At 50.7% G+C, this 26,068-nt stretch carries 27 protein-coding genes; 9 read left to right on the plus strand and 18 right to left on the minus strand.

All coding sequences use genetic code 11. From position 1 onward, the window contains the following. Positions 1-79 precede the first annotated feature (79 nt). On the plus strand, positions 80-1,270 hold the full coding sequence (locus tag MHH48_RS25390) for an MFS transporter (protein WP_076325725.1): 1,191 nt from the start codon (positions 80-82) through the stop codon (positions 1,268-1,270). Between the two features lie 194 nt (positions 1,271-1,464). Here the strand turns inward: MHH48_RS25390 and MHH48_RS25395 are convergent, their stop codons facing one another. Beyond that, complete coding sequence (locus MHH48_RS25395; protein ID WP_006211711.1) at positions 1,465-1,662, minus strand: cold shock domain-containing protein; 198 nt, start codon at positions 1,660-1,662, stop codon at positions 1,465-1,467. A 195-nt stretch (positions 1,663-1,857) separates the two neighbouring features. Here MHH48_RS25395 and MHH48_RS25400 point away from each other — a divergent pair, with 195 nt between their 5' ends. From MHH48_RS25400 to MHH48_RS25420, 5 genes are all read left to right on the plus strand, one after another. Continuing rightward, positions 1,858-2,091 (plus strand): hypothetical protein, encoded by a 234-nt coding sequence (locus tag MHH48_RS25400; RefSeq protein ID WP_076325724.1) that lies wholly within the window; start codon positions 1,858-1,860, stop codon positions 2,089-2,091. 3 nt (positions 2,092-2,094) lie between these two features. Then, on the plus strand, positions 2,095-2,277 hold the full coding sequence (locus MHH48_RS25405) for a hypothetical protein (protein ID WP_076325723.1): 183 nt from the start codon (positions 2,095-2,097) through the stop codon (positions 2,275-2,277). A gap of 199 nt (positions 2,278-2,476) precedes the next feature. Beyond that, positions 2,477-4,267 carry an oligoendopeptidase F gene (pepF, locus tag MHH48_RS25410; protein WP_076325722.1) on the plus strand — a complete coding sequence of 597 codons (1,791 nt, stop codon included), beginning with the start codon at positions 2,477-2,479 and terminating at the stop codon, positions 4,265-4,267. Between the two features lie 109 nt (positions 4,268-4,376). After that, positions 4,377-4,706, plus strand: a complete 330-nt coding sequence (locus MHH48_RS25415) for a lipopolysaccharide assembly protein LapA domain-containing protein (RefSeq protein ID WP_076325721.1) — start codon at positions 4,377-4,379, stop codon at positions 4,704-4,706. 39 nt (positions 4,707-4,745) lie between these two features. Beyond that, positions 4,746-5,780: a M42 family metallopeptidase gene (locus MHH48_RS25420; protein WP_076325720.1), complete on the plus strand. Its 1,035-nt coding sequence runs from the start codon at positions 4,746-4,748 to the stop codon at positions 5,778-5,780. A gap of 185 nt (positions 5,781-5,965) precedes the next feature. Here the strand turns inward: MHH48_RS25420 and taeA are convergent, their stop codons facing one another. From taeA to hemE, 7 genes are all read right to left on the minus strand, one after another. Next, on the minus strand, positions 5,966-7,912 hold the full coding sequence (gene taeA, locus MHH48_RS25425; protein ID WP_076325719.1) for an ABC-F type ribosomal protection protein TaeA: 1,947 nt from the start codon (positions 7,910-7,912) through the stop codon (positions 5,966-5,968). Positions 7,913-7,977: 65 nt separating this feature from the next. Then, the gene (locus tag MHH48_RS25430; protein ID WP_076325718.1) at positions 7,978-8,784 is read right to left on the minus strand and encodes a DUF92 domain-containing protein; all 807 of its coding nucleotides are present in this window, start codon (positions 8,782-8,784) and stop codon (positions 7,978-7,980) included. A gap of 32 nt (positions 8,785-8,816) precedes the next feature. Continuing rightward, a complete protein-coding gene (locus MHH48_RS25435) occupies positions 8,817-9,440 on the minus strand; it encodes a fumarylacetoacetate hydrolase family protein (RefSeq protein ID WP_076325717.1) in 624 nt (207 codons plus the stop codon). 3 nt (positions 9,441-9,443) lie between these two features. After that, positions 9,444-10,217 carry a glycerophosphodiester phosphodiesterase family protein gene (locus tag MHH48_RS25440; protein WP_076325716.1) on the minus strand — a complete coding sequence of 258 codons (774 nt, stop codon included), beginning with the start codon at positions 10,215-10,217 and terminating at the stop codon, positions 9,444-9,446. 32 nt (positions 10,218-10,249) lie between these two features. After that, on the minus strand, positions 10,250-11,566 hold the full coding sequence (locus tag MHH48_RS25445) for a CapA family protein (protein WP_076325715.1): 1,317 nt from the start codon (positions 11,564-11,566) through the stop codon (positions 10,250-10,252). A 141-nt stretch (positions 11,567-11,707) separates the two neighbouring features. Next, positions 11,708-12,649: a ferrochelatase gene (gene hemH, locus MHH48_RS25450; RefSeq protein WP_076325714.1), complete on the minus strand. Its 942-nt coding sequence runs from the start codon at positions 12,647-12,649 to the stop codon at positions 11,708-11,710. Positions 12,650-12,684: 35 nt separating this feature from the next. Beyond that, complete coding sequence (gene hemE, locus MHH48_RS25455) at positions 12,685-13,743, minus strand: uroporphyrinogen decarboxylase (protein ID WP_076325713.1); 1,059 nt, start codon at positions 13,741-13,743, stop codon at positions 12,685-12,687. Between the two features lie 237 nt (positions 13,744-13,980). Here hemE and MHH48_RS25460 point away from each other — a divergent pair, with 237 nt between their 5' ends. After that, on the plus strand, positions 13,981-15,192 hold the full coding sequence (locus tag MHH48_RS25460) for an MFS transporter (protein WP_076325712.1): 1,212 nt from the start codon (positions 13,981-13,983) through the stop codon (positions 15,190-15,192). 233 nt (positions 15,193-15,425) lie between these two features. On the opposite strand, the gene MHH48_RS25465 is transcribed toward MHH48_RS25460, so the two are convergent. After that, a complete protein-coding gene (locus MHH48_RS25465) occupies positions 15,426-16,061 on the minus strand; it encodes an O-methyltransferase (RefSeq protein ID WP_076325711.1) in 636 nt (211 codons plus the stop codon). Positions 16,062-16,224: 163 nt separating this feature from the next. Here MHH48_RS25465 and MHH48_RS25470 point away from each other — a divergent pair, with 163 nt between their 5' ends. Together MHH48_RS25470 and MHH48_RS25475 are read left to right on the plus strand one after the other, a co-directional pair. Continuing rightward, positions 16,225-17,373: a class I SAM-dependent RNA methyltransferase gene (locus tag MHH48_RS25470; RefSeq protein WP_076325710.1), complete on the plus strand. Its 1,149-nt coding sequence runs from the start codon at positions 16,225-16,227 to the stop codon at positions 17,371-17,373. Positions 17,374-17,478: 105 nt separating this feature from the next. Next, complete coding sequence (locus MHH48_RS25475; protein ID WP_076325709.1) at positions 17,479-19,464, plus strand: LTA synthase family protein; 1,986 nt, start codon at positions 17,479-17,481, stop codon at positions 19,462-19,464. Between the two features lie 186 nt (positions 19,465-19,650). Here the strand turns inward: MHH48_RS25475 and MHH48_RS25480 are convergent, their stop codons facing one another. The 9 genes from MHH48_RS25480 to racE form a co-directional block, all read right to left on the minus strand. Further along, positions 19,651-21,111, minus strand: coding sequence for a serine hydrolase domain-containing protein (locus MHH48_RS25480; RefSeq protein ID WP_076325708.1), 1,461 nt, complete (start codon positions 21,109-21,111; stop codon positions 19,651-19,653). Then, a complete protein-coding gene (locus MHH48_RS25485) occupies positions 21,108-21,662 on the minus strand; it encodes a hypothetical protein (protein ID WP_076325707.1) in 555 nt (184 codons plus the stop codon). Before MHH48_RS25485 ends, MHH48_RS25480 begins: the two co-directional genes overlap by 4 nt. Continuing rightward, complete coding sequence (locus MHH48_RS25490; protein ID WP_076325706.1) at positions 21,659-22,024, minus strand: PadR family transcriptional regulator; 366 nt, start codon at positions 22,022-22,024, stop codon at positions 21,659-21,661. Before MHH48_RS25490 ends, MHH48_RS25485 begins: the two co-directional genes overlap by 4 nt. 122 nt (positions 22,025-22,146) lie before the next feature. After that, positions 22,147-22,413: a hypothetical protein gene (locus MHH48_RS25495; RefSeq protein ID WP_076325705.1), complete on the minus strand. Its 267-nt coding sequence runs from the start codon at positions 22,411-22,413 to the stop codon at positions 22,147-22,149. Positions 22,414-22,542: 129 nt separating this feature from the next. Then, complete coding sequence (locus MHH48_RS25500) at positions 22,543-22,764, minus strand: DUF1450 domain-containing protein (protein ID WP_076325704.1); 222 nt, start codon at positions 22,762-22,764, stop codon at positions 22,543-22,545. 30 nt (positions 22,765-22,794) lie between these two features. Beyond that, positions 22,795-23,097 carry a heme biosynthesis protein HemY gene (locus tag MHH48_RS25505; protein WP_076325703.1) on the minus strand — a complete coding sequence of 101 codons (303 nt, stop codon included), beginning with the start codon at positions 23,095-23,097 and terminating at the stop codon, positions 22,795-22,797. 103 nt (positions 23,098-23,200) lie between these two features. After that, on the minus strand, positions 23,201-23,476 hold the full coding sequence (locus MHH48_RS25510; RefSeq protein ID WP_076325702.1) for a hypothetical protein: 276 nt from the start codon (positions 23,474-23,476) through the stop codon (positions 23,201-23,203). Between the two features lie 198 nt (positions 23,477-23,674). Next, positions 23,675-24,877 (minus strand): M14 family metallopeptidase, encoded by a 1,203-nt coding sequence (locus tag MHH48_RS25515; protein WP_076325858.1) that lies wholly within the window; start codon positions 24,875-24,877, stop codon positions 23,675-23,677. Positions 24,878-25,108: 231 nt separating this feature from the next. Then, positions 25,109-25,915, minus strand: coding sequence for a glutamate racemase (racE, locus tag MHH48_RS25520; protein ID WP_076325701.1), 807 nt, complete (start codon positions 25,913-25,915; stop codon positions 25,109-25,111). Positions 25,916-26,068: the final 153 nt, after the last annotated feature.

Consider the following 26,068-nt stretch of genomic DNA (forward strand, 5'->3'; position numbering starts at 1 on the left):
TCGGAGCTGAATAACAGACCATGAACCTCATAAATAGCGTTATCTATACGGGCTCATGAAAAGAACGGAGATCCCCAGCATGAAACTTCCCGCTACGCCCAGACCGGATCAGAATTGGCTGCGCGCCTTTATGTTTACTATTTTTGGCACGACAGCCCTCGTCATTTCCTATTTCCCGCTATATTTCAAAGAAATCGGCTTCAGCAGCGCGCAGATCGGTTATCTGTATGCCATCGGTCCGCTTATATCCATGTTCTCCAATATGATTTGGAGTTACACCAGCGACAAATACCAGACTATCAAACGTATTATGAACATTCTGATTATCGGACAGCTCGTCACGATGCTTGTGTTGTGGCAGGTTGCAAGCTTCGGCGTTGTATTGTTCACGATCAGTCTGTTTTATTTTTTCTACTATCCGGTCTATCCCCTGGCGGATACGATGGCCATCCAAACGGCACAGAGGTACGGACGCAGCTTTACGGTCATTCGCGTATTCGGCTCACTCGGCTATGCGTTCTTCGCGCTTGCCATTGGATATGCCATCGGTGCTGCAGGCGCATCGGCCACACTGGCGATCGGCATTGGAATCGGCGTGTTCACACTGCTCTGCTCGTTTCTTCTCCGCGACGGAGTTGCTGTCAAGTCAGAGCCTGTTGAGCTGGGAGCCCTCCTCAAAATATTGCGTTCCAAAGAAATATTGTGGTTCTTCGGCTGCACGTTCTGCCTTGCCATCGCCCACCGTATGAATGAAGCCTTTCTTACGCTTACCTTATCCGAGCTCGGTGCGGGCGAAGGACTCATCGGCTGGTCCTTAATGGTCTCGGCTGGCAGCGAGATCCCAATTTTCTTCCTGCTGAGCAAGTATGGCGACAAGATAAAGGAGCTGCCGCTGCTGACCTTTGCAAGCCTAATGTTTGCGCTCCGTTTCCTGCTCATGGCCCTGGCAGCTGATCCGTTGTCCGTGCTCGCGGTTCAGTCGCTTCACAGCATTACTTTCGGCGTGTTCTATGTAACCGCCGTGCGTTATATTACAAGGATCATTCCTTGGCAGTACCGCGCGACCGGCATGGCTCTATTCATTATCTTCTGGTCAAGCGTTTCAGGACTTCTCAGCGGAGCCTTCGGCGGTTTGCTGTTCGAAGCGGCAGGAAGACCGGCCTTCTACCAGCTTGCAGCCCTCCTGGCCTTAATCGCTGGTCTCGGGTTTCTTTACCGGCACCTCTTTGCCAAGCCGGAGGATATGAATGTCGGCGGAATCAGCGCTTAGAGGATCCGCTTGGATATCCCTCGCTTGCTCCAAAACAATAAAGGCAAGTACGGACCAAAAATCATCCGTACTTGCCTTTGCTTTCTAATGACACTGGCTTGACCCATCAGAATACAAAAAAGCACAGTTCTCTAAACCGAGAACTGTGCTTCATGCCTTGGTAATTCTATAAGATCTCCGTATTGGGAGCTAACTTACAGTTTTGTTACGTTGGCTGCTTGAGGACCACGGTTACCTTCAGTGATGTCGAACTCAACCGCTTGACCTTCTTCCAAACTCTTGAAGCCTTCTTCTTGAATTGCGGAGAAGTGTACGAATACATCCTCGCCACCTTCAACGGAAATGAAGCCGTAACCTTTTTCTGCGTTAAACCATTTAACTGTACCTTTCAAATGAACAACCTCCTAAAAATACCGCCATCTATGGCGAATATCCATATTATATCCCATGTTTTCTGACAATGCAATCCGTCAATTCGCCCTAAGGGGCTTTTTTTGAACCACTATTTAACAGAAGATTATTTGCTTTTACGCCCACGAGTGCGTTATCATTTACCCAAAAGCCTAAGTAGCAAACGGAGAATGCATATGATCAAAAAACATGAAATATACAAAAAAGACAAGTGGAACATGATGACGGTTGAAGTTCAGGGCCGGTACATCGTTCTACGCGAAATTTCTGACCAGTGGGGCGAAGAGACCCATACCTTTATGAGTCGGCCAGCCTTGATGCACTGGGCTCAAAACCGTTTCCCCAAAGCAGATTTTGAAGGCCGGGAAGATGAGTGGAGAGAAATGATGGCTGCTTTTAAGCAGGTGTAGAGCATGGATTATACAAATATTGTCATCTTCATTATTCTCGCGTTCAGTCTCGGTGCCGTCATGATCATGTACCGGGATAAGATACCGCCAAGACTGAGGAAGGGGATGGCCCTGATTGCCGTCGCCTTCATCTTGTTTGCCTTTTACCTTATTGTATACAGTTTCTTGAATCCAGGTTCCTCGTAAATTTATAGGATGAAATTGGCGGGTACGCGGCATACTATCGCTCGGATGCTTCAATTCGAGGAGGTATTATGCCATGAGAGGCGCCAAGGTGCTCAGCATGACAATTGCAATCTGCCTGATCGCTCTAACTACCCGCAACGAAGTCTTATCTGAAGGAACCCGGACTCCAACTAATACATATCATTCAAGGAGGATTTCCATGGAACAATTGTTAAAACGCGCTGATGTCCCTAAAGAGCATCAATGGAAGCTTGAAGATTTATTCGCTGACCAGAAGGCATGGGATGCGAGCTTTGCGGAGCTGAAGAATCTTCTGAAACGCACAGCCGATTATCAAGGCAAGTTAACCAACGCGGCTTCCATCAAGGAATGCTTCGAGCTTGAAGACGAAATCTCATATCATGCCGAACGTTTATATGTTTATGCTCATATGCATCATGATGAGGATACAGCAAACCCTACATATCAGGCGCTATCTGCCAAAGCCAAAAAATTGAATGTCGAAGCCGGAGAAGCCCTCTCTTTCATCACGCCGGAAATTCTGTCCTTGTCCGAAGCGGAGCTTGACAAACTCATTGAAGACCCTTCCCTCAAGGAATTCAAATTTACGCTGTCCGAGATGAAACGGGAGAAAGCGCATGTTCTGTCCAAGACCGAAGAAGCGCTGCTGGCTCAGGTCGGCAACCTCTCCTCTGCGCCGCAGACCATTTTCGGCATGCTTAACAATGCGGATATGAAATTCCCGAAAATCAAAAACGAGGACGGCAAGGAAGTCGAGCTCACGCACGGCAACTATATTCAATTCTTGGAGAGCCCGAACCGCGAAGTTCGCGAGCGTGCTTTCAAAGCCGTATACGAAACCTATGGCAAGCAGAAAAACACGATTGCGGCTACGCTGAATGCCAATGTAAACAAAAATATGTTCTATTCCCGCGTACGCAAGTACCCTTCGGTTCTGGAAATGGCGCTCTATGGCGATAACATTCCGAAGGAAGTCTACACCAACCTGATCGACACCATTCACGAGAGCCTGCCGCTCCTCCACCGGTACATGGAGCTCCGCAAGAAGCTGCTGGGCGTGGATGAGCTTCACATGTACGATTTGTTCGCACCGCTCGTAGAAGAGTACAAGTGGGACATCACTTACGAAGAAGCAAAACAAATGACCAAGGAAGGCCTCACGCCGCTTGGTGAAGATTATCTCAGCAGCCTGCAAGCCGGATATGACAACGGCTGGATCGATGTATATGAGAATGAGAACAAACGGACCGGCGCATACAGCTGGGGGGCTTACGGCACCCATCCTTATGTGCTGCTGAATCATAAAGATAACCTGAACAGCATGTTTACCCTTGCTCATGAGATGGGTCATGCGCTTCACTCTTACTATTCCGACAACGCCCTGAAATACCGTGATGCCCAGTACACCATCTTCCTGGCTGAAGTGGCATCCACTACGAACGAAGCGTTGTTGATGGATTACTTGCTGAAAAACGCCAAAGATCCGAAGCAAAAAATGTATCTGCTCACCTACTATGCCGATCAATTCCGGACCACGGTATTCCGTCAAACGATGTTTGCCGAGTTCGAGAAGATTGTGCACGAACGCGCGGAGAGCGGCGAATCCCTGACTCCTCAAGACCTATCCGACATCTACTATGAGCTGAACGTGAAATATCACGGCAAGGGCATGCAGGTGGATAAGGAGATCGGCATGGAATGGGCACGGATTCCTCATTTCTACAACAGCTTCTATGTGTACAAATACGCCACTGGCTTCTCGGCTGCGACCAGCTTCTCCAAGCAAATCCTTGAAGAAGGCCAGCCTGCCGTTGACCGCTACCTCGGCTTCCTGAAGAGCGGCGGCAGCGATTACTCCATTAACATTCTCAAGAAGGCCGGCGTGGATATGTCCTCACCAGAGCCGATTCGTGAGGCGATGAGCGTGTTTGAAGACATCATCAGCCAAATGGAGCAATTGACGAAATAAACAGCCTCTATAGCAGGATGAGCGATTCTTAAATTGACCAGTGGAATAAAATCCCTTGCCCTTTACAGGCAAGGGATTTTATACTGTTTGGAGGAAGGAGGTGTTCCCCATGAAAATTCAATGGTCGCTAATCGCAGCCTTATTGTTTGCCCTGATTACGGCTGTATTCGCCGTCATCAACGTCAATCCGGTCGAAGTGAATCTGTTATTCGGCACAGTCAATGTACCGCTGATTCTGCTGATTATCGGGTGCTCACTGATCGGGGGACTGATTGTCGGCACGTTCGGCATTTACCGTCAATATCAAATGCAGAAGGAAATCCGTTCGTTAGCGGAGCAACTTATACATATCCGTGAAGTAACGGGATACACCCCTGAAGTACAAGCTGCCGAAGAGGAAAGCAAGAAAGAAGAGAAGGACGCCCCCGCTGCTGAATAGGGAGGGCTGTTCGTTTGAAACAAGGAGGCTTAACAATTCGTGTCGATACAACCGAATGAAACTTATGTGCTGGACCTGCTAAAAGAACTGCTCGATACACCGAGCCCTACCGGATATACCCAAGACATTATGAAGCGGATCGAACAGGAAGCCGCTTCGCTGAATGTCTCGCTGGAATGGAATGAAAAAGGCGGTGCCATCCTGTCCGTTCCTGGACAAGACGGCAGCCGTACAGTTGGACTGAGCGCCCATGTGGACACGCTTGGCGCGATGGTTCGTGCCGTGAAATCAGAGGGCACGCTCCGGCTTACCTCCGTTGGCGGATACATGATGAACAGCATTGAGAATGAATACTGTATCATCCACACGCGCAGCGGCAAGAAATATACAGGCACCATCCTGTCCACGCATCCTTCCGTTCACGTGTACAGCGATGCTCGTGATTTCAAGCGCCAGGAAGCCCATATGGAGGTCCGGATCGACGAGTTGGTGGAGTCAGCCGATGATGTGAAGAAACTCGGCATTGGGGTTGGCGATTTTGTTTCCTTTGATGCTCGTCCGGTCATTACACCAAGCGGGTACATCAAATCGCGCCATCTGGATGACAAAGCCAGCGTTGCCGCCCTCTTCGGCTTGCTCGAAAGCATGAAGCGGGATAACTGGAAACCTAAACACAATGTGAAGCTTCTCATCTCGAACTATGAAGAAGTGGGACATGGCGCAGCCTACATTCCTGCCGACATCAATGAAATGATTGCGGTTGATATGGGCTGCATCGGCGATGACCTGAGCTGCAAGGAAACCGATGTATCCATCTGCGCGAAGGATTCATCCGGTCCCTATGACTATGACATGACCAGCCGTTTGATCCAGCTGGCCGAGAGCGAAGGCATTGCTTATGCGGTGGATGTCTACCCTCATTACGGCTCTGACGCCTCTGCGGCGCTTTCCGCAGGCAGCAACATCAAGGCCGCGCTGATCGGTCCCGGCGTTCATGCATCCCATGCCATGGAAAGAACGCATAAACAAGCCGTTCTTAACACCGTTAAGCTGCTGGCAGCCTACGTCAGGTAAATCATTCATAAACAACGTCTATTTACGGACTTTCATAGAGGAGCGTCCACGTTTAGAGAATGTTGTTCTTACGAATCTCACAAGGTTTCCGCTTCGCTGAAACCTTAATCTAACAAAGGGGCGTCCCGCCAAGGCATTATGCCTGGGGACGCCCCTTTGTTATTGATATGGATCGCTTAAAATCATTACGATTTCTTGCTCTGTTCAATCTTCTCCGCGAGCTCGTTCAAATAGGTCCAGCGTTCCATCAGATGCTCCAGCTCACGTTCCGTTTCCTCTTGAGCCTTCATCAGCTCCTGAAGCCTGGCTGCATCGCTGCCGGCGGTCTCCATCTCCGATTGAATGGATGCTAGCTTGCTCTCTGCTGCTTCAATTAGGCCGTCAATCTGCTCATACTCCCGCTGTTCTTTGTAACTGAATTTCAAGCGCTCTCGCGGTGCTTCTTTAGCTGAATCGCTATCCGTGCCATCATTGCTCCCCGAAGCAGACTTGGAACTGGATGCTTCCGTTTTACTCGCGGCAGCTTCACCACCATGGCGCTGCATCCATTCCGCATATTCGCTGTAAGAGCCGACATGGACACGAATCTGACCATCGCCCTCAAACGCCACAATCTTGTCCACCGTTCGATCCAGGAAAAAGCGATCATGGGATACCACGATACAGACGCCCGGGAACTCATCCAAATATTGCTCCAAGACGGACAATGTCTGGATGTCCAAATCATTCGTCGGTTCATCCAGCAGCAGCACATTCGGTGCGCTCATCAGCACCCGAAGCAGATACAACCGTCGCTTCTCGCCTCCGGACAGCTTCGCAATCGGCGTCCACTGCAGCGCGGGCGGGAACAGGAACCGCTCCAGCATCTGGGCCGCGGTAATCGCCGAGCCGTCCGCCGTGCGGATAACCTCTGCTTCATCCTTGATATACTCAATCACGCGCTGACTACCATCCATCTCCTGATGCTCCTGCGTGAAATAACCGAGCTTGACCGTCGGTCCCAGCACGACTTCCCCGCCATCTGGCTGAATCAGCCCGGCAATCAGATTGAGCAGCGTGGATTTGCCGCTGCCGTTGGGGCCTACGATGCCAATTCGATCTTCGGGAACTGCGATGTAGGAAAGGTCCTGAATTAACGTTTTGTCGTCGATCTTCTTCCGGAGACCTTCGATCTCCAGAATTTTGCGTCCCAAGCGGGTGGAAGCGACTGAGACGTCAAGCTCACCAGAGCTGTGCACCATTTCCTGATCCTTGAGTTTCTCAAAGCGCTCAATTCTCGCCTTCTGCTTGGTCGTACGGGCCTTGGCACCTCTGCGAATCCAGGCAAGCTCGCTCCGCAGCAAATTCTGACGCTTTTGCTCGGAAGCAGCCTCGCGCTCCTCGCGTTCTGCCTTCAGCTCCAGAAAACGGCTGTAATTCGCCTCATATCGGAACAACCGTCCATGATCCAGCTCCAGCATGACATTCGCCACCCGGTCCAGAAAATACCGGTCATGCGTAATCATGAGCAGCGCACCGCGGCGCTTCTGCAAATACTGCTCCAGCCAGGCGACGGATTCATTATCAATATGGTTTGTCGGCTCGTCCAAAATGAGCAAATCGGAAGGCTGAATCAAAGCGGCGGCTAATGCCACTCGCTTACGCTGGCCGCCCGACAGCGTACCCATCTTCGCTTCATAATTCCGAATCCCCAGCTTGGACAGGATGGTTTTCGCATCGCTTTCAAGCTGCCACGCCTGCAGTGTATCCAGCGTCTGATTGAGCTTCAGCAGTTTCTGCTGCAGCTCCTCATGACTCGGATGCAGCTCCAGCAGCTCCATCGTTTCGGTGTACTCCCTCACCGCCTTCATCTCCGGAAGATCGCCCTCAAACACCTGCTGGAGGACGGTTTTGTCCGGATCAAACTCCGGGTTCTGTGCCAGGTAACGCACCCGGATGCGATTGCCCATCGATATTTTACCGGAGTCGGGCGGCTCGAGCCCTGCGATGACGCGCATAAACGTGGATTTCCCTGTGCCATTAACGCCGATAATGCCGACTTTATCCTGATCCTCCATTCCGAAGGACGCATCTTGAAACAGAATTTTATCCCCATAGCTTTTTGTTACCTGTTCAACGGTCAAAATATTCATTGTTATGATCCCTACTTACATCTATAGATTTCGTTGAGCGTTGTTTCATCGGTAAGATGGATACATTATAACGCAATCAGCACTGCAATCCCATAAGCTGCCGCGCCGCCGAGAAGTGAACTGACCAGATTAACTGCATCATTGGACATCCAAGCATATCCGCGCATGCGCACCGTATCTTGGCCGCAGTGTTGAGATACTTCCACTGATTTGCCGCACGCACGGCACCGATACATCACCTGTAAAGTCGCTCCGAGGTACGAATCGGCAAAAGCTCCAACCAATCCGCCCGCAAGGGCTGCCAGGACATACGGCCATATCTCTGCATCCATGCCGCTCCATCCAGCAAGTAACCATCCGCCTGCCCCAATCAGTATGCTCCCTACCGCTGCAGCCGTGGAGCCGACCCAGGAGACGCCGCCGGATTCGCCGACGGTCAGTACCTTGCCGTTCAGCACGGAACGCGGAGGCTTCCGGCTAAGGCTGCCTAACTCCGTGGCCCAGGTATCCGCCGTTACGGTAGCCATAACACCTATAAACAGGAATACCCACAGATCGGACGGGAACCATGCGTTTATCAGACACAGCACCATACCGATGCCGCCATTGGCGAATACCTGGCCTGCATCCCGTCGGCCTGTCTTGGCATAGGATTTCTCCAAGTCGGCCTTCCGCTGTTTCCCGTACCGGGAGAGAAGTGTAGACGTTATGAAAAAAAGAAGCAGGGTTCCGAACCAAAACACGTTCCCTGCTCCGTAATATATGGTACCCATCAGAATAGCGGCCGCGGCTCCGGATTCCGATAGCGATCGTTTCCTGTATGCGGCTCCTGCCACGATAAGGGCACCTGCCGCTCCGATCAGCCAATCCATCTGTGACCCCTCCCATGATAAAGCATATCAGATTACCCGATTTCGCAGCGGCCCAGACGGACATCTCCCCAGAACAATTCGAATACGTCACCGGATTCCGTCGGACCTACGCCAGCCGGTGTACCCGTAAAGATTAAATCACCTTGACCAAGGCCATAATGTTCGCCGATGTAATCGATGATGCGCTGAAGGGAGAAGATCATATCCTTCACATTCCCGCGCTGTACCTCTTCGCCGTTCTTCCTTACGATAAAATCAATATCTGCCAGCTTCGCGGTTCCGGGAAACACAATGGATGGAGTAAGCGGTGCAGAAGATTTAAACGCTTTTGCCGCGGTCCAAGGATGTCCCTTCTCCTTAATGACCGACTGTACATCACGCAGCGTGAAGTCGATGCCAAGAGCCATCGTTTTTACAAGCTCGTCAACACTTTTGCCTGGCGCGTAATCCTCTGCGAGCTGTATAACAAACTCACCTTCAAAATGAAGACTGCCGCGGTCCATCGGCAGCTTCAACACGCTGCCATCCAGCGGAACGACGGCATGCGAGGGTTTAAGAAAAATCATCGGCTCATTCGGTACGGCATTGCCGAGCTCCGCCGCATGCAATTGATAATTACGACCTACACAGTAAACGTTATTCACTAAGGCACACATACATTAAAACCTCCATTTTCTTCGCCAGAATGGAACTTTAGGTGCAATTTTATGGATAAAAATCTGCCCCCATGTATCGGGGCGGTTCGTACAGATCATGATGGCAGGATTCATTCTGGCCAGCGATCTCATGCTCTTCGCATCATCCACCGTCCAGGCCATCGGCGTAATGCCATTCTTCACCAAATCCGACGCGAAGGCCGCATCCAGATGGGAGTAGCCGATGGATAAAAAGGAGCATTTCATTTGCTTCAGGCGTGCTACCAAATTGCGAGGATGCGCATCAATAATAAGTCCGGTTCTCACATTAGGTTCCAATTCCTTCGCTTTCATCAAGGCTTTCGGCTCAAAGGAAGTGAGCACCACATCCGGAAGCATCCGGTGGGCATGAATCCGTTCCAGAACGGCCTTCTCAAGGCCGGGATACATATCTCCGCTTGTTTTAAGTTCGATATTAAGTTTCAATCGGCCTTTGACAAGCTGCAGGACTTCATCGAGCGATGGAACCTGCTCTCCCCTGAATTGGCGTCCCTTCCATTCTCCGGCGTCCATCCTCCGGATTTGCTGCCAGGTCAGATCCTTCACCTTGCCCTTCCCGGTCGTCGTACGATCCACGCTGAAGTCATGTATCACTACAGGGACCCCGTCCTGAGTCAATTGCACATCAATTTCCATCCAATGCACGAAGGGCTCATCCATCGCCATCTGAATGGCTGCGCGCGTATTTTCAGGTGCTTTACCGGAAAACCCCCGGTGAGCCACACATAAATTGTTCATGGTGGGACCTCCTTGCTGTAACGTTTAACGAATTATTCCACAGCCTTGCCTGCGATTACTTCACCATCAAGCGCTATTTTGACGCCGCCAACGGATCGCTTCTCCACCTCTTTCAGCAAGGCCTCAGCTTCTTTGCCTTCAAGCGGGATGACCTGTCCGATCTCCGTACGATAAGGCGTCAGCTTCAAGTCACAATCTCCTTGCTTGCTGCATGACGCCTGAAATACGGCTGTTTTCCACGTATCTTCATTCGACGATTTAGTAAATATAAAATTGCCGGTACTATACGCAATCCACTTGCCTTTGTACTGCTCCAATCCCTGCAGCACATGGGAGTGCCCGCCGATAATCAGGTCAGCCCCGCCGTCAATGAACGCGCGTGAGAGATTGATCTGATGGACATTCGGCGTCTTATGAAGCTCCTCGCCCCAATGGGCAATCACGACCACCAGATCGGCCTTGGAACGCGCTGCCTGGATCGCTTCAACCGCCTTGGGCAGCACATGGTCATACGCCCCGGCCACCCCCGGCCTGTTCTCCAGCGCGTACCAGGTCGTTTCCGGGAGCACACGGCTGAATCCAAGCAATGCAACCTTCATGCCCTGAAGCTCGAAATACTGGGCCGCGAAGGCTTCTTCCTCATTCCGTCCCGCTCCCACATAACGGATATCCTGGTCCTTCAAGTGCTTCAAGGTATCCAAAAGTCCTTCTTGGCCTTGATCCAGGATGTGATTGTTAGCCAGATTAACGGCCTCTACTCCGGCATCTCGGAGAGCCGGCAATACGTCCGGTGAGGACTTGAATACGAATTTCTTATTGGCCGCGCCAACGCCTCCGGTCGTAACCGGCGTTTCCAGATTAAGCACGGTTAGATCGTCCTCCAGGAATGCGGTGCCCAGATGCTTGTAGGGATAATCATATCCGTGCTTCTTCAGCTCAGCCTCCACCTTGCCCGAGAACAAGGTATCCCCTGCAAAATGCATAACCACCCGCTTTGCCATCGCGGAATCGGTAGGATCATCTGTTGCGCTGCCTTCTGGCTCGGTCCTATCGGAACCTGGGGGTTCGCCAGTCTCCGTCGTCTTCGGAGGCTTTGAATCCGCCCCCTCCCCGTCAGCTTGTTGTCCGGAGCCGGGGCTATCCGCCTGATCCCCTTCCATGCCAAAGTCCGGCATACCAGGCGGATAAGCCGTTTGCTGAACAGGATCTTCCTTAAATTTAAAATGATAGACAAGCAAAGCAGCGATCATAAAAATCAAACATAAGTTAAGCATGATCCAAACCCGTCCGGTTCGCTGCTTACGGGCCTTCTTCTCGGCCTTGCTTTTCTCTGATCGTGACAGATGCATAGGTCACTCCTTTATTCACTTATGAGCTCGCGTTATAAGTCGCTTCCCCCATTATACCAGCTTCCATATAAAGAATAGAACCCCCCGTCACCGGGGAGTTCCATATCTAAGCTTCTATTCGAATTTCCGGTAATAACGGATTTACAGACCTATCAAGGTGATCACGGAGTCGCTGAGCGCTTCCATGTAAAGCGGGTCACTGTTCAAGGAGTCGATACGCTCAAGCCGCATATCCATTTCCTTGGCAATGCTTTTGGCTTCAATATCCAGATCGTACAGGACCTCAAGATGATCCGAGACGAAACCGACCGGCGCAACCAGCACATCCTCGACCTGCTCTTCTTTATTCAACGTTTGCAGCGTATCCAGAATGTCAGGACCGAGCCAAGGCTCCGCCGTCCGACCAGCACTTTGCCATGTGAACTGCCACTTCTTAACGCCGGCCTGTTCGGCTACGGCTTTGGATGTCTCGAGCAGCTGCTCCTGATAGGGATCTCCGATGGACAAAATGCGTTCCGGGAGGCTGTGAGCACTGAACAGCACTCTCACGCTGTCGCGGTCAGCCCCTGCTTCCTCGAACTGGTTCAGCTTGGCGGACACCCGGTCTGCAAAGGCCTCGATCAGCTTCGGATGCATGTGATAGCTCTCCACAAACGAAATCTCAAGTCCCAACTCATCCGCTTTGGCCTGAGCGCGCTTCACGTAGGATCCGATGCTCATCGTGGAGTAATGAGGAGCCAGCACGATGCCGACAGCTTCCTTAATGCCGTCCCGCACCATTTGCTCAACACCATCTTCAATGTACGGAGCTGCGTGCTTCAGTCCCTGATAGCATACAAACTCAAGATCGATCGCGCGAGGATCCGCATTTAATGTATCCTGCAGCGTGCGTACCTGTCGGTCCGTATTCTCACGGAGTGGAAAGACACCCCCAACAATCGCCTCATAGCGGTCAGTAAGCTCCTTGAGCTGCTCCTCTGACGGCTTATTCCCGCGGCGGATGTGGGTATAATAGCTCTCGATTCCTTCCATGTTCTCCGGAGTACCGTAGGACATAACCAACACGCCAATCTTGTTCTTCATACCATCTCACCTCTGACTAATAAAATATTCAACATTTAAGAGCGTTGTGCACCTGCCTGCAGTGCTAGAGCGGAGTATTCGTGAATATACGATGTCAACTCACGCAGTTTCTCTAGCGAAGCCTCCGGGAATAAACCGTGCCCTAGATTAAACACAAAGCCGGGCTCCTGAATCCCCTGATCGATAATCTCCTTCGCATACTGCTGGATGACCGGCATCGGTCCGGTCAGAACGGTCGGGTCCAGATTGCCCTGAACAGCATACTTATGCTCTAAACGGCGGCGTCCTTCTGCAATGGACACTCGCCAGTCGAGACCGATGACATCCGTGCTGAGATGCGTAAGCGTAGGGAGCAGCTCACCCGAGCTCACGCCTGGAAAATAAATTTTCGGAACACTCAGGTCCTGAAGCTCCGCAAAAATACGCGTAATGGTTGGTAGGACAAACGTTTGGAAATCCTGTGGAGACAATGCCCCCACCCAGCTGTCGAACAATTGAAACGCTTTCCCGCCGTTAGCGACGTGGGCACGCAAATAAGCGATCACCATATCCCCAAGTTTGTCCATCAGCGAGAACCATACCTTCGGCTCACTGTACATGAGCTCTTTCGTGCGAAGATAATTTTTGGATGGTCTGCCTTCAATCAGATAGCTGGCAATCGTGAACGGAGCACCGGCAAACGTGATTAGCGGCACTTCCAGCTCCTTATCCAGGATACGGATCGTCTCCAGGACATGTCCAAGATCCCCCTCGACATCAATCGGGCGTAGTTTCTCTACATCCGCCGCAGATCGGATCGGATTATCAATCACCGGGCCGATATTTTTCACGATATCGAAGTCTACCCCGATTGAGGCAACGGGATTCATAATATCGGAATATAAAATAGCCGCGTCTACACCAAGCTTCCGTACGGGCATCAAGGTTACCTCTGCCGCCAGCTCCGGTTGACTGCATATTTCCAGTAAGGAGTACTTTTCTTTAATCTTTCGATACTCCGGGTCGTAGCGTCCCGCTTGACGCATGTACCACACAGGAACATGATTCACTTCCTGCCTACGGCAAGCGCGAATGAATTGATCGTTATAGGTCATGATTAGGCCCCCATCAATGTGTATAAAGTTTCCTAAATTTCATTATGCCCTTTTTAAAAGTAAGTAACAACCGTCTTACATGGACAACCTATGAAAATCACATGACAATCTTATGACATTGTTAGCTTTTGGCACTTTTTAAATATGTTATACTGAAAGAACGGCATTTTTAGGGTAGTCCCACAATTCGTCCGGTTATTCCGGGCTCGACAGCTTAGAAAGGAAGTGAAGGGCACATTGACCAATTGGAAAATCAATCTCATTGTGCTTTGGTTCGGACAGTTTTTGGTCAACTCCGGGATGACCATGATCACCCCGTTTCTGACATTATATCTGGCGCAAGACCTGAATGTTGTTGGAGACCGGGAAATAGGACTATGGGCAGGATTGATATTCGCCGCCAACTTCCTGACATCATTCATTTTTCAACCGATCTGGGGGAAAGTCGCAGATAAATACGGACGCAAAATCATGCTGCTGCGCTCCGGCTTCGGCATGGCGCTGGTCATTGCCTGCATGGGCTTTGCTACCCATCCATGGCATCTGCTGGTTCTGCGTTTGCTGAACGGTACCATATCGGGATTTAATCCTGCGGCGATATCGCTCGTATCAAGCACGACGCCAAAGAATCGAATGGGATTTGCGATGGGCATCATGCAGTCCGGACAAGTTGCAGGCACCATTCTCGGTCCGTTGATCGGCGGACTCATGGCCAGTTGGGTCGGATTCCGGCCAATCTTCTATATCACCGGCGGACTGATCTTTGCCGCTTCGATGCTTGCCTTGTTCCTGGTTAAAGAAAACTTCAACCGCGAGCAGGCAGCCAAGGCGCCGCAGCCCTCGGTTATTGCCGGGCTTAAAGAGCTGAGCCACATTCCGCAGCTGCCGGCGTTATTCGCCGTCACGTTCCTGCTGCAATTCGCCATGATTAGTCCCATGGCACTGCTCCCGCTGTACGTTCAGAAACTGCATGGAACCGCGGTGGATATTGCGATATGGGCCGGGTTCGTTGTAGCCGTAACGGGGCTGTCAAACATGATCGCCTCCCCGATTCTCGGCAAGCTCAGCGACAAGGTCGGTGCGCACCGCATCTTGACCTACGCCTTGATCGGTACGGGACTTACGCTGATCCCGCAAGCCTTCGTTCAATCGGTGTGGCAGTTGATTATTGTGCGGTTCATGATGGGCGTCTTCATGGGCGGGCTGCTGCCGAGTGTCAACGCGCTGATTCGCTCTTACACGCCGGACGGCATGGAAAGCCGCTCCTTTGGTTTCAATACAAGCTCGCTTGCGCTTGGCAACATGCTGGGCGCGGTGATCGGCGGATTCTTATCCGGTTTCATCGGAATCGAAGGATTGTTTATTACTTCCGGCTGCCTGTTGATCATCAATATGATGTGGGTGAGACGAAAGCTGTTCTCGCAAAAGCCTTCGCCCAAATATCGTTGATCCCCCTGGGTCTGTCATCTAGATGGAGCGAGTCTCCCAAACCAAACAACAAAGGGCTGTCCCGTGGTCTACATCGACCCGTGGACAGCCCTTTGTTATATTCATGTACCCGTCAAATCACCTACATCCATGGGCCATGCGCCGGATTATACCAGGCGGCAAGCTACAAAATGACCCGATGCACTCCTTCCAATGGTTATCTGATCGTCCAGCACATCTCGCTATTGATTGTTTCATCCTTTAACTCGTGCAAGGATCAGCCCGTCATAAGCGGGCAGCAGCGTGCTGATCAGCCTCTTGTCCGTCGCGATGATTTCATTAAACCGGCGTACCGCTTGAACCGAAGGACCGTTCTTCTCCGAGTTCAGCGTTCTGCCGCGCAAAAAGCAGTTATCCCCAGCTATAAGCGCACCCGGATTCGCAAGCTCCAAGGCATAGTCCAAGTACAGAGGATAGTTCTCCTTATCCGCATCAATAAAGAAAAAATCGAATGTCCGTCCGTCCTGCTTCAACGCTGCCAAACTGTCCGCAGCCGGACCGATCCGGTACTCCACCCGATCCTTGAATCCGGCCTTCTCCAGATGCCTGCCTGCAAGTTGCGCATATTCTTCCTTCAGCTCGAGTGAGGTGAGTTTGCCGTCAGCAGGAAGCCCTCGGCACAGACAGATGCCGCTATAACCGCCAAGGGCACCGATTTCGAGAATATTTCTAGCGCCGGCCGTCTGTACCAGCATGGTCAGCAATCGGCCATATGCCGGTGCCACCGAAACCTCCGGCATCCCATGCTCGCGGATGGCCTCTATCACGAACTGAAGCTCTTCATCTTCAGGGTATAATTGGTTAACATAATCATCAGGGGTCGTAAGCAATGAAGCCGCCTCCTTTGTCTTAATAAGATGCGTTGTTTCCCGCTAAACCTAACGAGAACTATCATATGATAATTGTCTTAGTCAATGCAATCGCCTATACTATATAGAATTGAACCGGCGGCGACTATCGCCGTACACATGTTAAATGGAGTTGACATCGTTAATGCCTCGATTACAATTGATCGCGACGGCCCCGATGGGGCTGGAAGCCGTCGTTGCCCGCGAGTTGAAAGAGCTCGGGTATACCGACATGGAAGTAGAGAATGGTAGAGTTACCTTTTCAGGTGACCTGATTGATATTTGCAGATGCAATCTGTGGCTCCGTACATCGGACCGTATTCTCGTCAAGATGGGTGAGTTTAAAGCCTTTACCTTCGACGAACTCTTTGAAGGAACCAAAGCTCTTCCATGGGAAGAGTGGATTCCGGCGGATGGCGAATTTCCTGTGGAAGGACGCTCCCATAAATCGCAGCTTAGCAGCGTTCCTGCCTGTCAGGGCATCGTGAAGAAAGCAATCGTGGAGAAGCTTAAGCTCTCGCACCGTACGGAATGGTTCCCCGAGGATGGCCCACGTTATGTAGTCGAGGTTTCTCTCTTGAAGGATCGAGCCATACTGACCCTTGATACTACAGGGCCAGCCCTTCATAAACGTGGCTACCGCAAGCTGGTTACGGAAGCTCCGCTGAAGGAAACCATGGCTTCCGCCCTGCTGCAATTAAGCCGCTGGGGCCCGCATCGTCCGTTGTATGACCCGTGCTGCGGTTCAGGCACCATTCTGATCGAAGCCGCGATGATGGCCTGGAATATTGCGCCCGGCCTGCGCCGCTCGTTTCCGTCCGAGCATTGGGATATCATCGGAGACAACCTCTGGGAAGATGCACGCGAGGAGGCTTTTGACGCTGTGAAGGACGATATTCTGCTGCATATCGCCGGAAGCGATATCGACCCGAAAGCGATCGAAGTAGCCAAAGCCGCCGCTAAAAGTGCGGGACTTGCCGGCGAAATCGACTTTAGAGTCCTCCCTGCAGCCAAAGCCATACCTGAAGGTGAATATGGTTGTATTATCACTAATCCACCCTATGGCGAGCGGTTAAGCGAGAAAGAGGAGGTTGAACGTCTCATTCGCCAGCTCGGATCCGTAACGCATTCACTCCCGACCTGGTCCTTCTTCGCGCTTAGCCCGACCAAGCAATTTGAGCATTACTTCGGCCGCAAGGCGGACAAGCGCCGCAAGCTGTTCAATGGCCGGATCGAATGCCAGTATTATCAATACCTGGGCCCCTTGCCGCCGCGTAACAAATCGGCAGAATAACGAAATGACGCTTCCTGCAATCGCCGCCCTTGGGCGGCTTTTTTGCTCGGTCATCCAGGCCAAGCTATAATAAAAGGATGTTTTTGAAAAAAGGAGGATACCCACGTGCTCTCATCCCCATCATGGAGCGATATCCGAAGCCGGGTCTCCAAAGGGCTGCATTACCGATACACCGCATATTTATTATTCCTTATCCTCATGATGTACAAGCTGATCATGCTTGATCATCATCTCCATATTACCAACATGAAGCTGGATCAGGCAGACTATGTGATCGCTGTTGGCTCGCTCCTGCTGATCTCCTTCTGGACCTTGTGGCTTCCGGCAAGAGGCCGGCTTGCGGCCTTAACTTTATTAAATCTCTTATGGACGGGGATTCTGTACGCCGATTTGATCTATTATCGCTACTTCGATGATTTCATTACAGTGCCGGTACTTATGCAGGCCGGACAAGTCGGTTCCCTCGGGGATAGCATTCGTTCCCTGATTCATGCGTCCGATCTGTTCTTTTTTATCGATTGGCTTATGATCGTCCCATTTACTGCCGTGATGGTGTTCCGCAAACGGAGATCCACCTTTGGAACCTACGCACTCCCGGGTGAATATCGCCAGCATCGGCGGAACCGGATCATTCGCCGTTTGGTAACAGGCACACTTGTGTTCATCCTCGGCATGGTCATGACTTTCATTCCGATCAAGAAAGCGTCCAATACATGGGCCGTTGGCCTCTTTGAAGGCAATTGGTGGAATATTACGCTGTATAATGTGACGGGACTGATCGGCTTTCACGGTTATGATATCTACCGTTATGGACGAGATCATCTCGTGGGGCAGCCCAAGCTTCCGGAAGAGGAAATCAATCAGATCAAGGCATGGTTTGATGCTAAACGTATGGAGCCGTCCGATACGGACGCCTTGTTCGGCAAGTATAAAGGCAGCAATGTCATCATGATTCAGACGGAGGCCTTCATGAATTTTGTCATCGGCCAGTCGATCGGGGGGCAGGAAATCACCCCTAACTTCAACCGTTTGATGAAGGACAGTATGTATTTCAGCAATTTTTATCATCAAACCGGTCAAGGGCGAACGTCCGACGCGGACTTTGTCACGCACAGCTCCTTGCTTCCGCTGCCTACAGGTTCCGTATTTACGCGATATGCTGATCGCGAGTACGATACCCTTCCGGAGATTCTGAAAGAACAGGGCTATGGCGCAAACGTGTTCCATGCCTATGACAGCAGCTTCTGGAACCGTACCACAATGTACCGAGAAATGAATTACGACCGGTTTTACAGCAAGAAAGATTTTGAAATGAACGATGTGCAGGGATGGTCATTGAGCGACAAAGCGTTCTTCGCGCAATCGCTGGATGCGATGAAAGGCATCAAAGAGCCCTTCTATTCCTTCCTGATTACGTTAACGAGCCATCATCCGTATTATGTCCCCAAGGATGGGGTGAAGCTGGATACAGGGGCTTTTGAAGGCTCAATATTCGGGAACTATTTGCAGTCGATCCACTATGTTGACGAAGCATTCGGCCAGTTTGTCGAGCAGATGAAACAGCAAGGACTGTGGGATAACACCCTATTGATCATCTATGGGGATCACGACAATTCGATCAAAGAAAAAGCGGACTATGAGAAATTCCTGGGACGAGAACTGAATGCACTCGACATGGAGCAAATCATGAATCAGGTTCCCCTGCTCATCCGCCTGCCTGATGGGAAGCAAGCCGGAGTATATCCGGAAGCCGCTGGCATGATGAACGTGACACCAAGTATTCTTCATCTTCTCGGCGTGCCAAAAGAACCGTATTACTGGATCGGAAGCCATCTGTTCGATAACAAGCCGCGTCTAATTCCGCTGCGCAGCGGCGCATTCTCCGATGAGAAAGTGTTCTACCTGCCTACCGAAACGGCCGGACTTGAAGGCGGAACCTGCTACGATCTTGCGACGCGTCAGCCGACGGATATTCAGGCCTGCCGTGAAGGTTATGATAAGACACAGGAGCAGCTGCGTATTTCCGATCAAGTGATCACGTATGACCTGCTGAAGTTATTTAAATCACAGGGCGAAGCGAATGCCCGATAACCGGGCCTAACAAATTCCAAATTTTATTCAGCCTCTGATCGCTGTTGACTGGGGCTGCTTTAAACCAAACCAACCAGGCTGATCATATCCATCAGCCTGGTTGGTTTTTTGAGCTAGGCGTGTCCGAAGAGGCACGCCTAGCTGCATTTATGAAGAATCATCTTTTTACTGGTAACATTTCTTATATCAAGCCCGGCGGGTAACCGACTCAAGATGTTTTCTCCGATTGACAAGCGTTCCGTACATCAGCACAAGCCCCATCCATGCCAGGCTAGCTACAATCCCCAACGTCATATAGGCAATGTCAGGTGCAAAGAGTCGTATGGAATTCCAAGGGGAGCTTGTCAGACGCGTGAAGAGCGGAATGATGCCAGCTGACATCGCAAATAGAACCAAACTCAGCGGAAGCGTGAGATATAACTTCAAGTTGCGTTTCTTCATTCTTAGCAGCAACCATATCAAAATAGCGAGCAGGATGAACAAAGTTCCCGCCAATCCCCAAATCATCGGATGGACTCCAATGGAAGGAGGTTTCGGGTCTTGTCCGTCTAGTATCCCCCTCAAATCCTTGGAGACCTGAGACAATCTGGCTTCCTCCAAAATGTGATTCTTGTTGGTTAAAATAACGGCCCCTACGCCCCGATCACGGATGAAGAAGATTTCCGCCCGTGCCTCCGGCGTTGATCCGGAATGCCATACCAGAGTCTCGCCTTGGTCCGTCTCGCTTATTCTCCAGCCAAAACCATAGGCGCGATCCGGTCGATGCTGAACTAAAGGCGACAGGAGCAGCTCCTTATATTCTCGACGAAGCAACATGTCGTTATCTTGGAGCAAAAATTGGAGATACCGTGCCATATCGTCGATACTCGCCGTGATATAACCATAAGAAGCACCGCTATTGTCATAGGGAACGCTGTTCACTCGCGGATAGCCGAACCAGGATTGATACCCTTGTTCAAATCCGGATTGAACCGCCCGCTCCTCATCGGCTGCAGCCGTACTCATGCCCAGCGGACCAAATACATGCTGTTCCATACAATCGGCATAGGATTGACCCGACACCTCCTCCAGAACTGCACCCAGGATCATATAATTGGCGTTACTGTATTGATGTTGTTCCCCTGGCGCTCTAGTAAGCTTCGCGTGGGAGAGATTACGCACATTCTCTTTCAGGGCAGAAGCATCCTTCGCACCCACATCAGAATACTCCATGCCCGTATATGTACTATATCCGCTCGTCTGAGCGAGCAATTGCCTTATCGTTATTGACGACGCCTCGGAAGACGCTTCGGCCGCAAACCATGGCAGATAGGTCCCAATGGACTCATCCAAGTCGACCCTGCCCGACTCCACAAGCTGAACAATCCCTAACGCCGTCATGGATTTGGAGATGGATCCGAGGAAAAATGGAGTATTAGAGCTGACCGTGCTGCCTTCTGCTGTAACGCCATAACAGTTTGTAAACAGCGTGTCCCCATCCTGTACGATGGCAACGGAAAGGCCCGGAATTTGATATTCCTCCATCATCGCTTTCATGTAGAGGTCAACCTTATCGGTCATGCCTTCATCCGCTTCGACAACGTTCCCCCATGTCGGAAGTAGAAATGCCAGAACGGTTAAAACGACATACGTCCACTTCTTTCTCATAACACGCTTCCTCCTTCTGTAAAACGGAGGGCACGTCTATGTTTTCTTTTACCGAAGACGTAGACCAGAATCGTAACGAGCACCGAAATCGAAAGGCTGGATACAATCAACATCATATTCCACCACATCTGATCGGATATCCGGTACAACAGATTGAAGCCGGTTATCTCAAACCCCTTCACCCATGCCGTCGTTAATGAGAAGGAAAACAACAGCTGACATAGGATATAAACGGCCGCAAAGACCAGTGGATATTTCATAAAGCCCCATACGCTAAGCCGCCCGCTACGCGTTCCCGGTTCTTCAGGAACAGACTCGAGATCCCTGACGTCTTGTACTCTAACCAAACCTTGCACCTCTGCATAATCCCTGACATACATATTGGGAGAGCCCAGATCTTCAAGACCATTCTCCCCGTGCTCCCGGCTTGCCTCCAGATGCTCCTGGATCTGTTCGACAACGGCCTCCACCTGGCTTGACGTCATTTCGTACCGTTTCAACTCGCGGCGAACGGCCGCGATAAATTGTTCTTCTTCATAGGATAATGTCATGGTCTCTGGCTCTCCTGTTCCACGCCATCTTCAAAACGCTGCACATTCGACGAAAGCAATGACCGAATATCCTGCTGCAGCTCCTGCCACTCCTGAATCTTCTTGTCCAGAAACAGATCTCCACTAGGCGTTATTTCATAATACACTCTGGCTTTACCGCTCTCGCTAAGCTCTCTCGTATCCGTCACCCATCCCTGATCTTTCAGCTTGGAAAGGATTGGATATATGCTTCCTACTCCCTTCAATTTCAGTCGGTGTTTCTCCAGCTCCTTCATGATCTCGTAACCATAACTCTTGCCATGACTCAGAATGGCCAATACGCACATTTCCAAATGCCCTTTAATTAAACTTGTTCTATCCATGACAACAATTTAACAAAAATATATATCGGAATCAAGTATATAATTCAAATACGTATATCAATATGTAAAAAAGCCCGTTCATTAGCTCGAAAGCTATTGAACGGACTGCACAGGATCATAAACTACTTTTTAGCTGAACGAAGCTTGGACAGACGTTCCTTCTCATCGCCTAACAACTCTTCCGCCAATTCCACCGCGTTTCGATTTCCCTGCTCAATTACCTGGGAAACCGCTTGCTCCGTATGGGATAACGAATTCTCCGCTTGCTGAATCAGCTGTTCCGTCGGATGGGACATTGCCGAGGATACGGCACGGTGCAGCTTCTCCACGGAATCTAGCGCGCTGTTGCTGGGACTGTTGGAGTGTAAACTGGAATCGTGACTGTTCATGACGGATGCTCCCTTCTAAAGTTGTTGTTCCCGTTGCCCTCTTAGCATGGATGGCTGAGCCAGGAACTATACCCGTAGAATGGGAATTCCACTTTAACTTCAATGCAGGTGTGTTAAACAGTTTGTTTGTTATTTCACAAACGGCAGCGCCTTTGCCAGCACTTCATCCTCTGTAGGCGCGCTGACATAACGGCCATTGATATACATAAATGCTCGTTTGCCGCAAGGACCGCAATAGGATTTACAGCCGATCTTAATGTCGGCATCCGGTACCATTTTCTTAATTTTCGGGATCATTGTCTTCAACTTCGTATGTCTGCACTTCTCGCAGACTCGAATATCATTAGCCATTGTACATTACCTTCTTTATTCTGAAGTAACCTAGTGGTCGCCGTGATTGCCCTGGGACGGATTCGTAATTACAAAGCCTTCCTCAGGAAAATAAAGATAGTCGATTTTGACGCCGTCCAGGAAAGGTTGTCCTGCCTCCAAAATGACGTCGATCTCTTTATCTGTGGATACGATGACATCATTTTCCTTAGGCGTGTCCAGATCCAGGCCGTAGTGGGCATGATCGCCATGCGCATGGGTAACCAGCACGCGGAGTTTCTTATCCTTGTTCTCTTCCTTGTCCAGCTCTCGCTTTAACACCTTGGCGGCATTACGGGTAATTTTACATTTCACGTATATTCATCTCCTCACGGATGTTTCATTCAATATGTTATTGTAGACCCCTGCCAACTTTTTCGCAAGGGTCCGATCCGTATTGTTACCGCCCGAAGCTCATTTACCGTACGCGCTTGGCGGGGCCCTGGTCCTCACTGATCAGACCTGGATATTTCCGTTCAACCCGGGATACGAACCAGTTCATCAGCAGCATCGTGACTCCGATGTCATCGATCGGCAGCAAAGGCATAAAGTCCGGCAGCACCCAGTACAGCACAACGGGGACCAGAAATAACAGCTTGTCCCCGAGTGCAACCCGGGAAGAGGCTAAATACCCAAATATCCGCTGGAATACATGCGACCAGCGCCGAAGCGACCATAATCTTCTCCACTTCATATTGTTCCCTCCATTCCAGGCAGCATGTCTATATCATTACCCAATTAGCAAATCTCTAAGAAATCCCGGAAACACGGTATTCCGGTGGCTGCTTCAATAAAAGCGCGAAAAGAGGCCACTGCCTTGTGATCCATTAAAGCAGCGGCCGTATTCTTCTATATTTTATACGTTGAATAGACCTATTCGTTTCAAACGATCTTATTCCAAAGACATAAACGCAGCTAGAATAGAACCCACCTCGACGCACAGATCCTCGAAATCCTCAAGCGGCAGCGGATTCATCCCATAACCAATCTCCACGGTAAAGCCCGGCCTCCGGTGATGCTGAATGAACCAATCCTTGTATCCTGCATCGCTGCCCTGCAGCTTCACCGGCCTGTAACCGCCGGCCTGACCTAATCTTCGGGCCATGTCCTCACTCTCCGGAGGTTCGTAGTCCCTATAATTCCAATAGATTTCCCTGCCTTGGCTGTGCAGGGAAATGGCCCGTTCCGGAGATATCGATAAAGTATGCTGATAGACGGCCTCGGCTTCTGGCTCACTTAGCGGCTTTGTCCCCGCATAATCCTGCGGCGACGGATGGATCTTGCCCCTCCGCGCGACTTCCTCATTCCAATGCGCAGGGAATTGATCCCCCAAATCCACGCCGTTAATATTAGCCTTCCAGCGGCGAAAGTCCTCGCGCCCGCCATTCCATTCGAGCAGACGCTCATAATATGGATGAGAAGGGGTAACGCCTTCTTGGACAAGCTCTACCCCATCCGGGTTCGCCATCGGCACGATCCATAACGTATAGTTCCGGTACCACGCATTCGGATCCTGAAAATAAACCAGTGACTCTTGCGATAAAGCCTTGCTATATTCCTCCATGAATCGCATCAGACAAGGGGTTGTGATCCATTCATTGGCATGCAGCGCAGCGTTTATATGAAGGTTCTTCGGGCCTTTGCCGATTTTGGCCGCATAAATGGGTTTGCCGAGCACACTACTGCCGATGACACGCCACTCCATAACAGGGTAGCGAAGCTGCATCTCTTGTATATCACGTTCCAGATCCCTCGGTCCGTATTCGCCGGTTAATCGTATCATGCGCCTATGCGTGGTACCCGGCAGAACGATCGTTTTTCCCTGTGGCAAATGATGAGCTGATAATCCGGGATTCAGTTCTTCCAAGGCTTCCTTCCGAAACCGGAACGTACTGGCAATACTATCAAAGGTATCATGTTCCTGAATGACATACCTTCGGCGCAACGATGCAGGAAGATAGAGCATTTGCCCCTGCTGGAGATACGGCTGCTGCGCCGCCCATGGATTCGCCGTAATCAGCTGTTCATACGCCAGACTATATCTGGCAGCCACGCGTCTTAGCGTGTCGCCTTTCTGTACGACATATTGCTGCATAATGGATTCCTTTCCGCGGCAAAGCCGCTTCAATTAGCGTCCATTCCATGTATATGAGCGGCCGGTTGTCCAACATGTATGATGCAAAAGATTGAAAAAGGAGCCGATATCCCCATCCTTTTCGAACCCTGGCACGAGAAATAATAAAGGCAGGCAAGGTGTAATCCCTTGTCCTGCCTGCGCTTGCTTGCTCTTATTCATTCCAGATAAGCTCTAAGGTATGAACGTGAATTATAGCTTCGTAATTTGCCAGACAACAGGTGTCCGCTTGATATGCTCTCCGAGCCATTCGGTCGCAATGCTCTGAAAAATGACCGGATCTCCTGTACAGAAAAATTGATGCACCGGGCTCTCCATGCTGCTCGCGAGCTGGCCTTTATCGTACAGAATCGTGCTGACCTCGCGAGCCGTCTCATCGGCGGAGCTGATCAGTTTCACGGACGGTCCCATAACCGTCTGGATCGTATTCATCAGGAACGGATAGTGAGTACAGCCCAGGATCAGGCAATCAATGGAGGTATCCTTGATGCCTCTCAAGGATTCTTGCACCACCTGCAAAGCATCCTTGGATCGGAACAATCCGTGTTCGACGAGCGGTACCAGTTCGGGACAGGCTTGACTTTGCACCTCGACGTAAGGCGAGAGCTGTTTCAGAGCCGCTGTATATGCTCCGCTGCCAATGGTTCCGACAGTACCGATCACGCCGACATTACCGGTCTTTGTTGCGCTTATGGCGGCACGCGCCCCTGGGTGAATGACACCGATGACCGGTACAGGCACTTTGGACGAAATATAATCAAGCGCCGCCGCCGTAGCCGTATTACAGGCGATCACAATCATTTTAGGATCATACTGAATTAAATAATCTACAATTTGCTCCGTAAATAAACGGACTTCTTCCGGCGTACGGGGTCCGTAGGGTGCGCGGGCTGTATCTCCGAAATAAATAATTTTCTCTCTCGGGAGCTGTCTCATCACTTCTTTAGCGACAGTCAGCCCGCCGACACCCGAGTCTAGTATTGCGATTGCTTGCTGCACGAACCCACCGCTTCCTTCTTGTCAAATTCATGGTTTACAGTGATACCATATGTCATTTCGGATCGAAATGTACCTTAAATCTTACCCCAATTCCCCCCTATCTTCAACAAGGGTGCCGCTCCCAAAAGATCGTTGGTTAATTGTTCAAGTAAT

It is taken from the genome of Paenibacillus sp. FSL F4-0100 (genome assembly GCF_037993005.1).
Taxonomy (GTDB): Bacteria; Bacillota; Bacilli; order Paenibacillales; family Paenibacillaceae; genus Paenibacillus_AQ.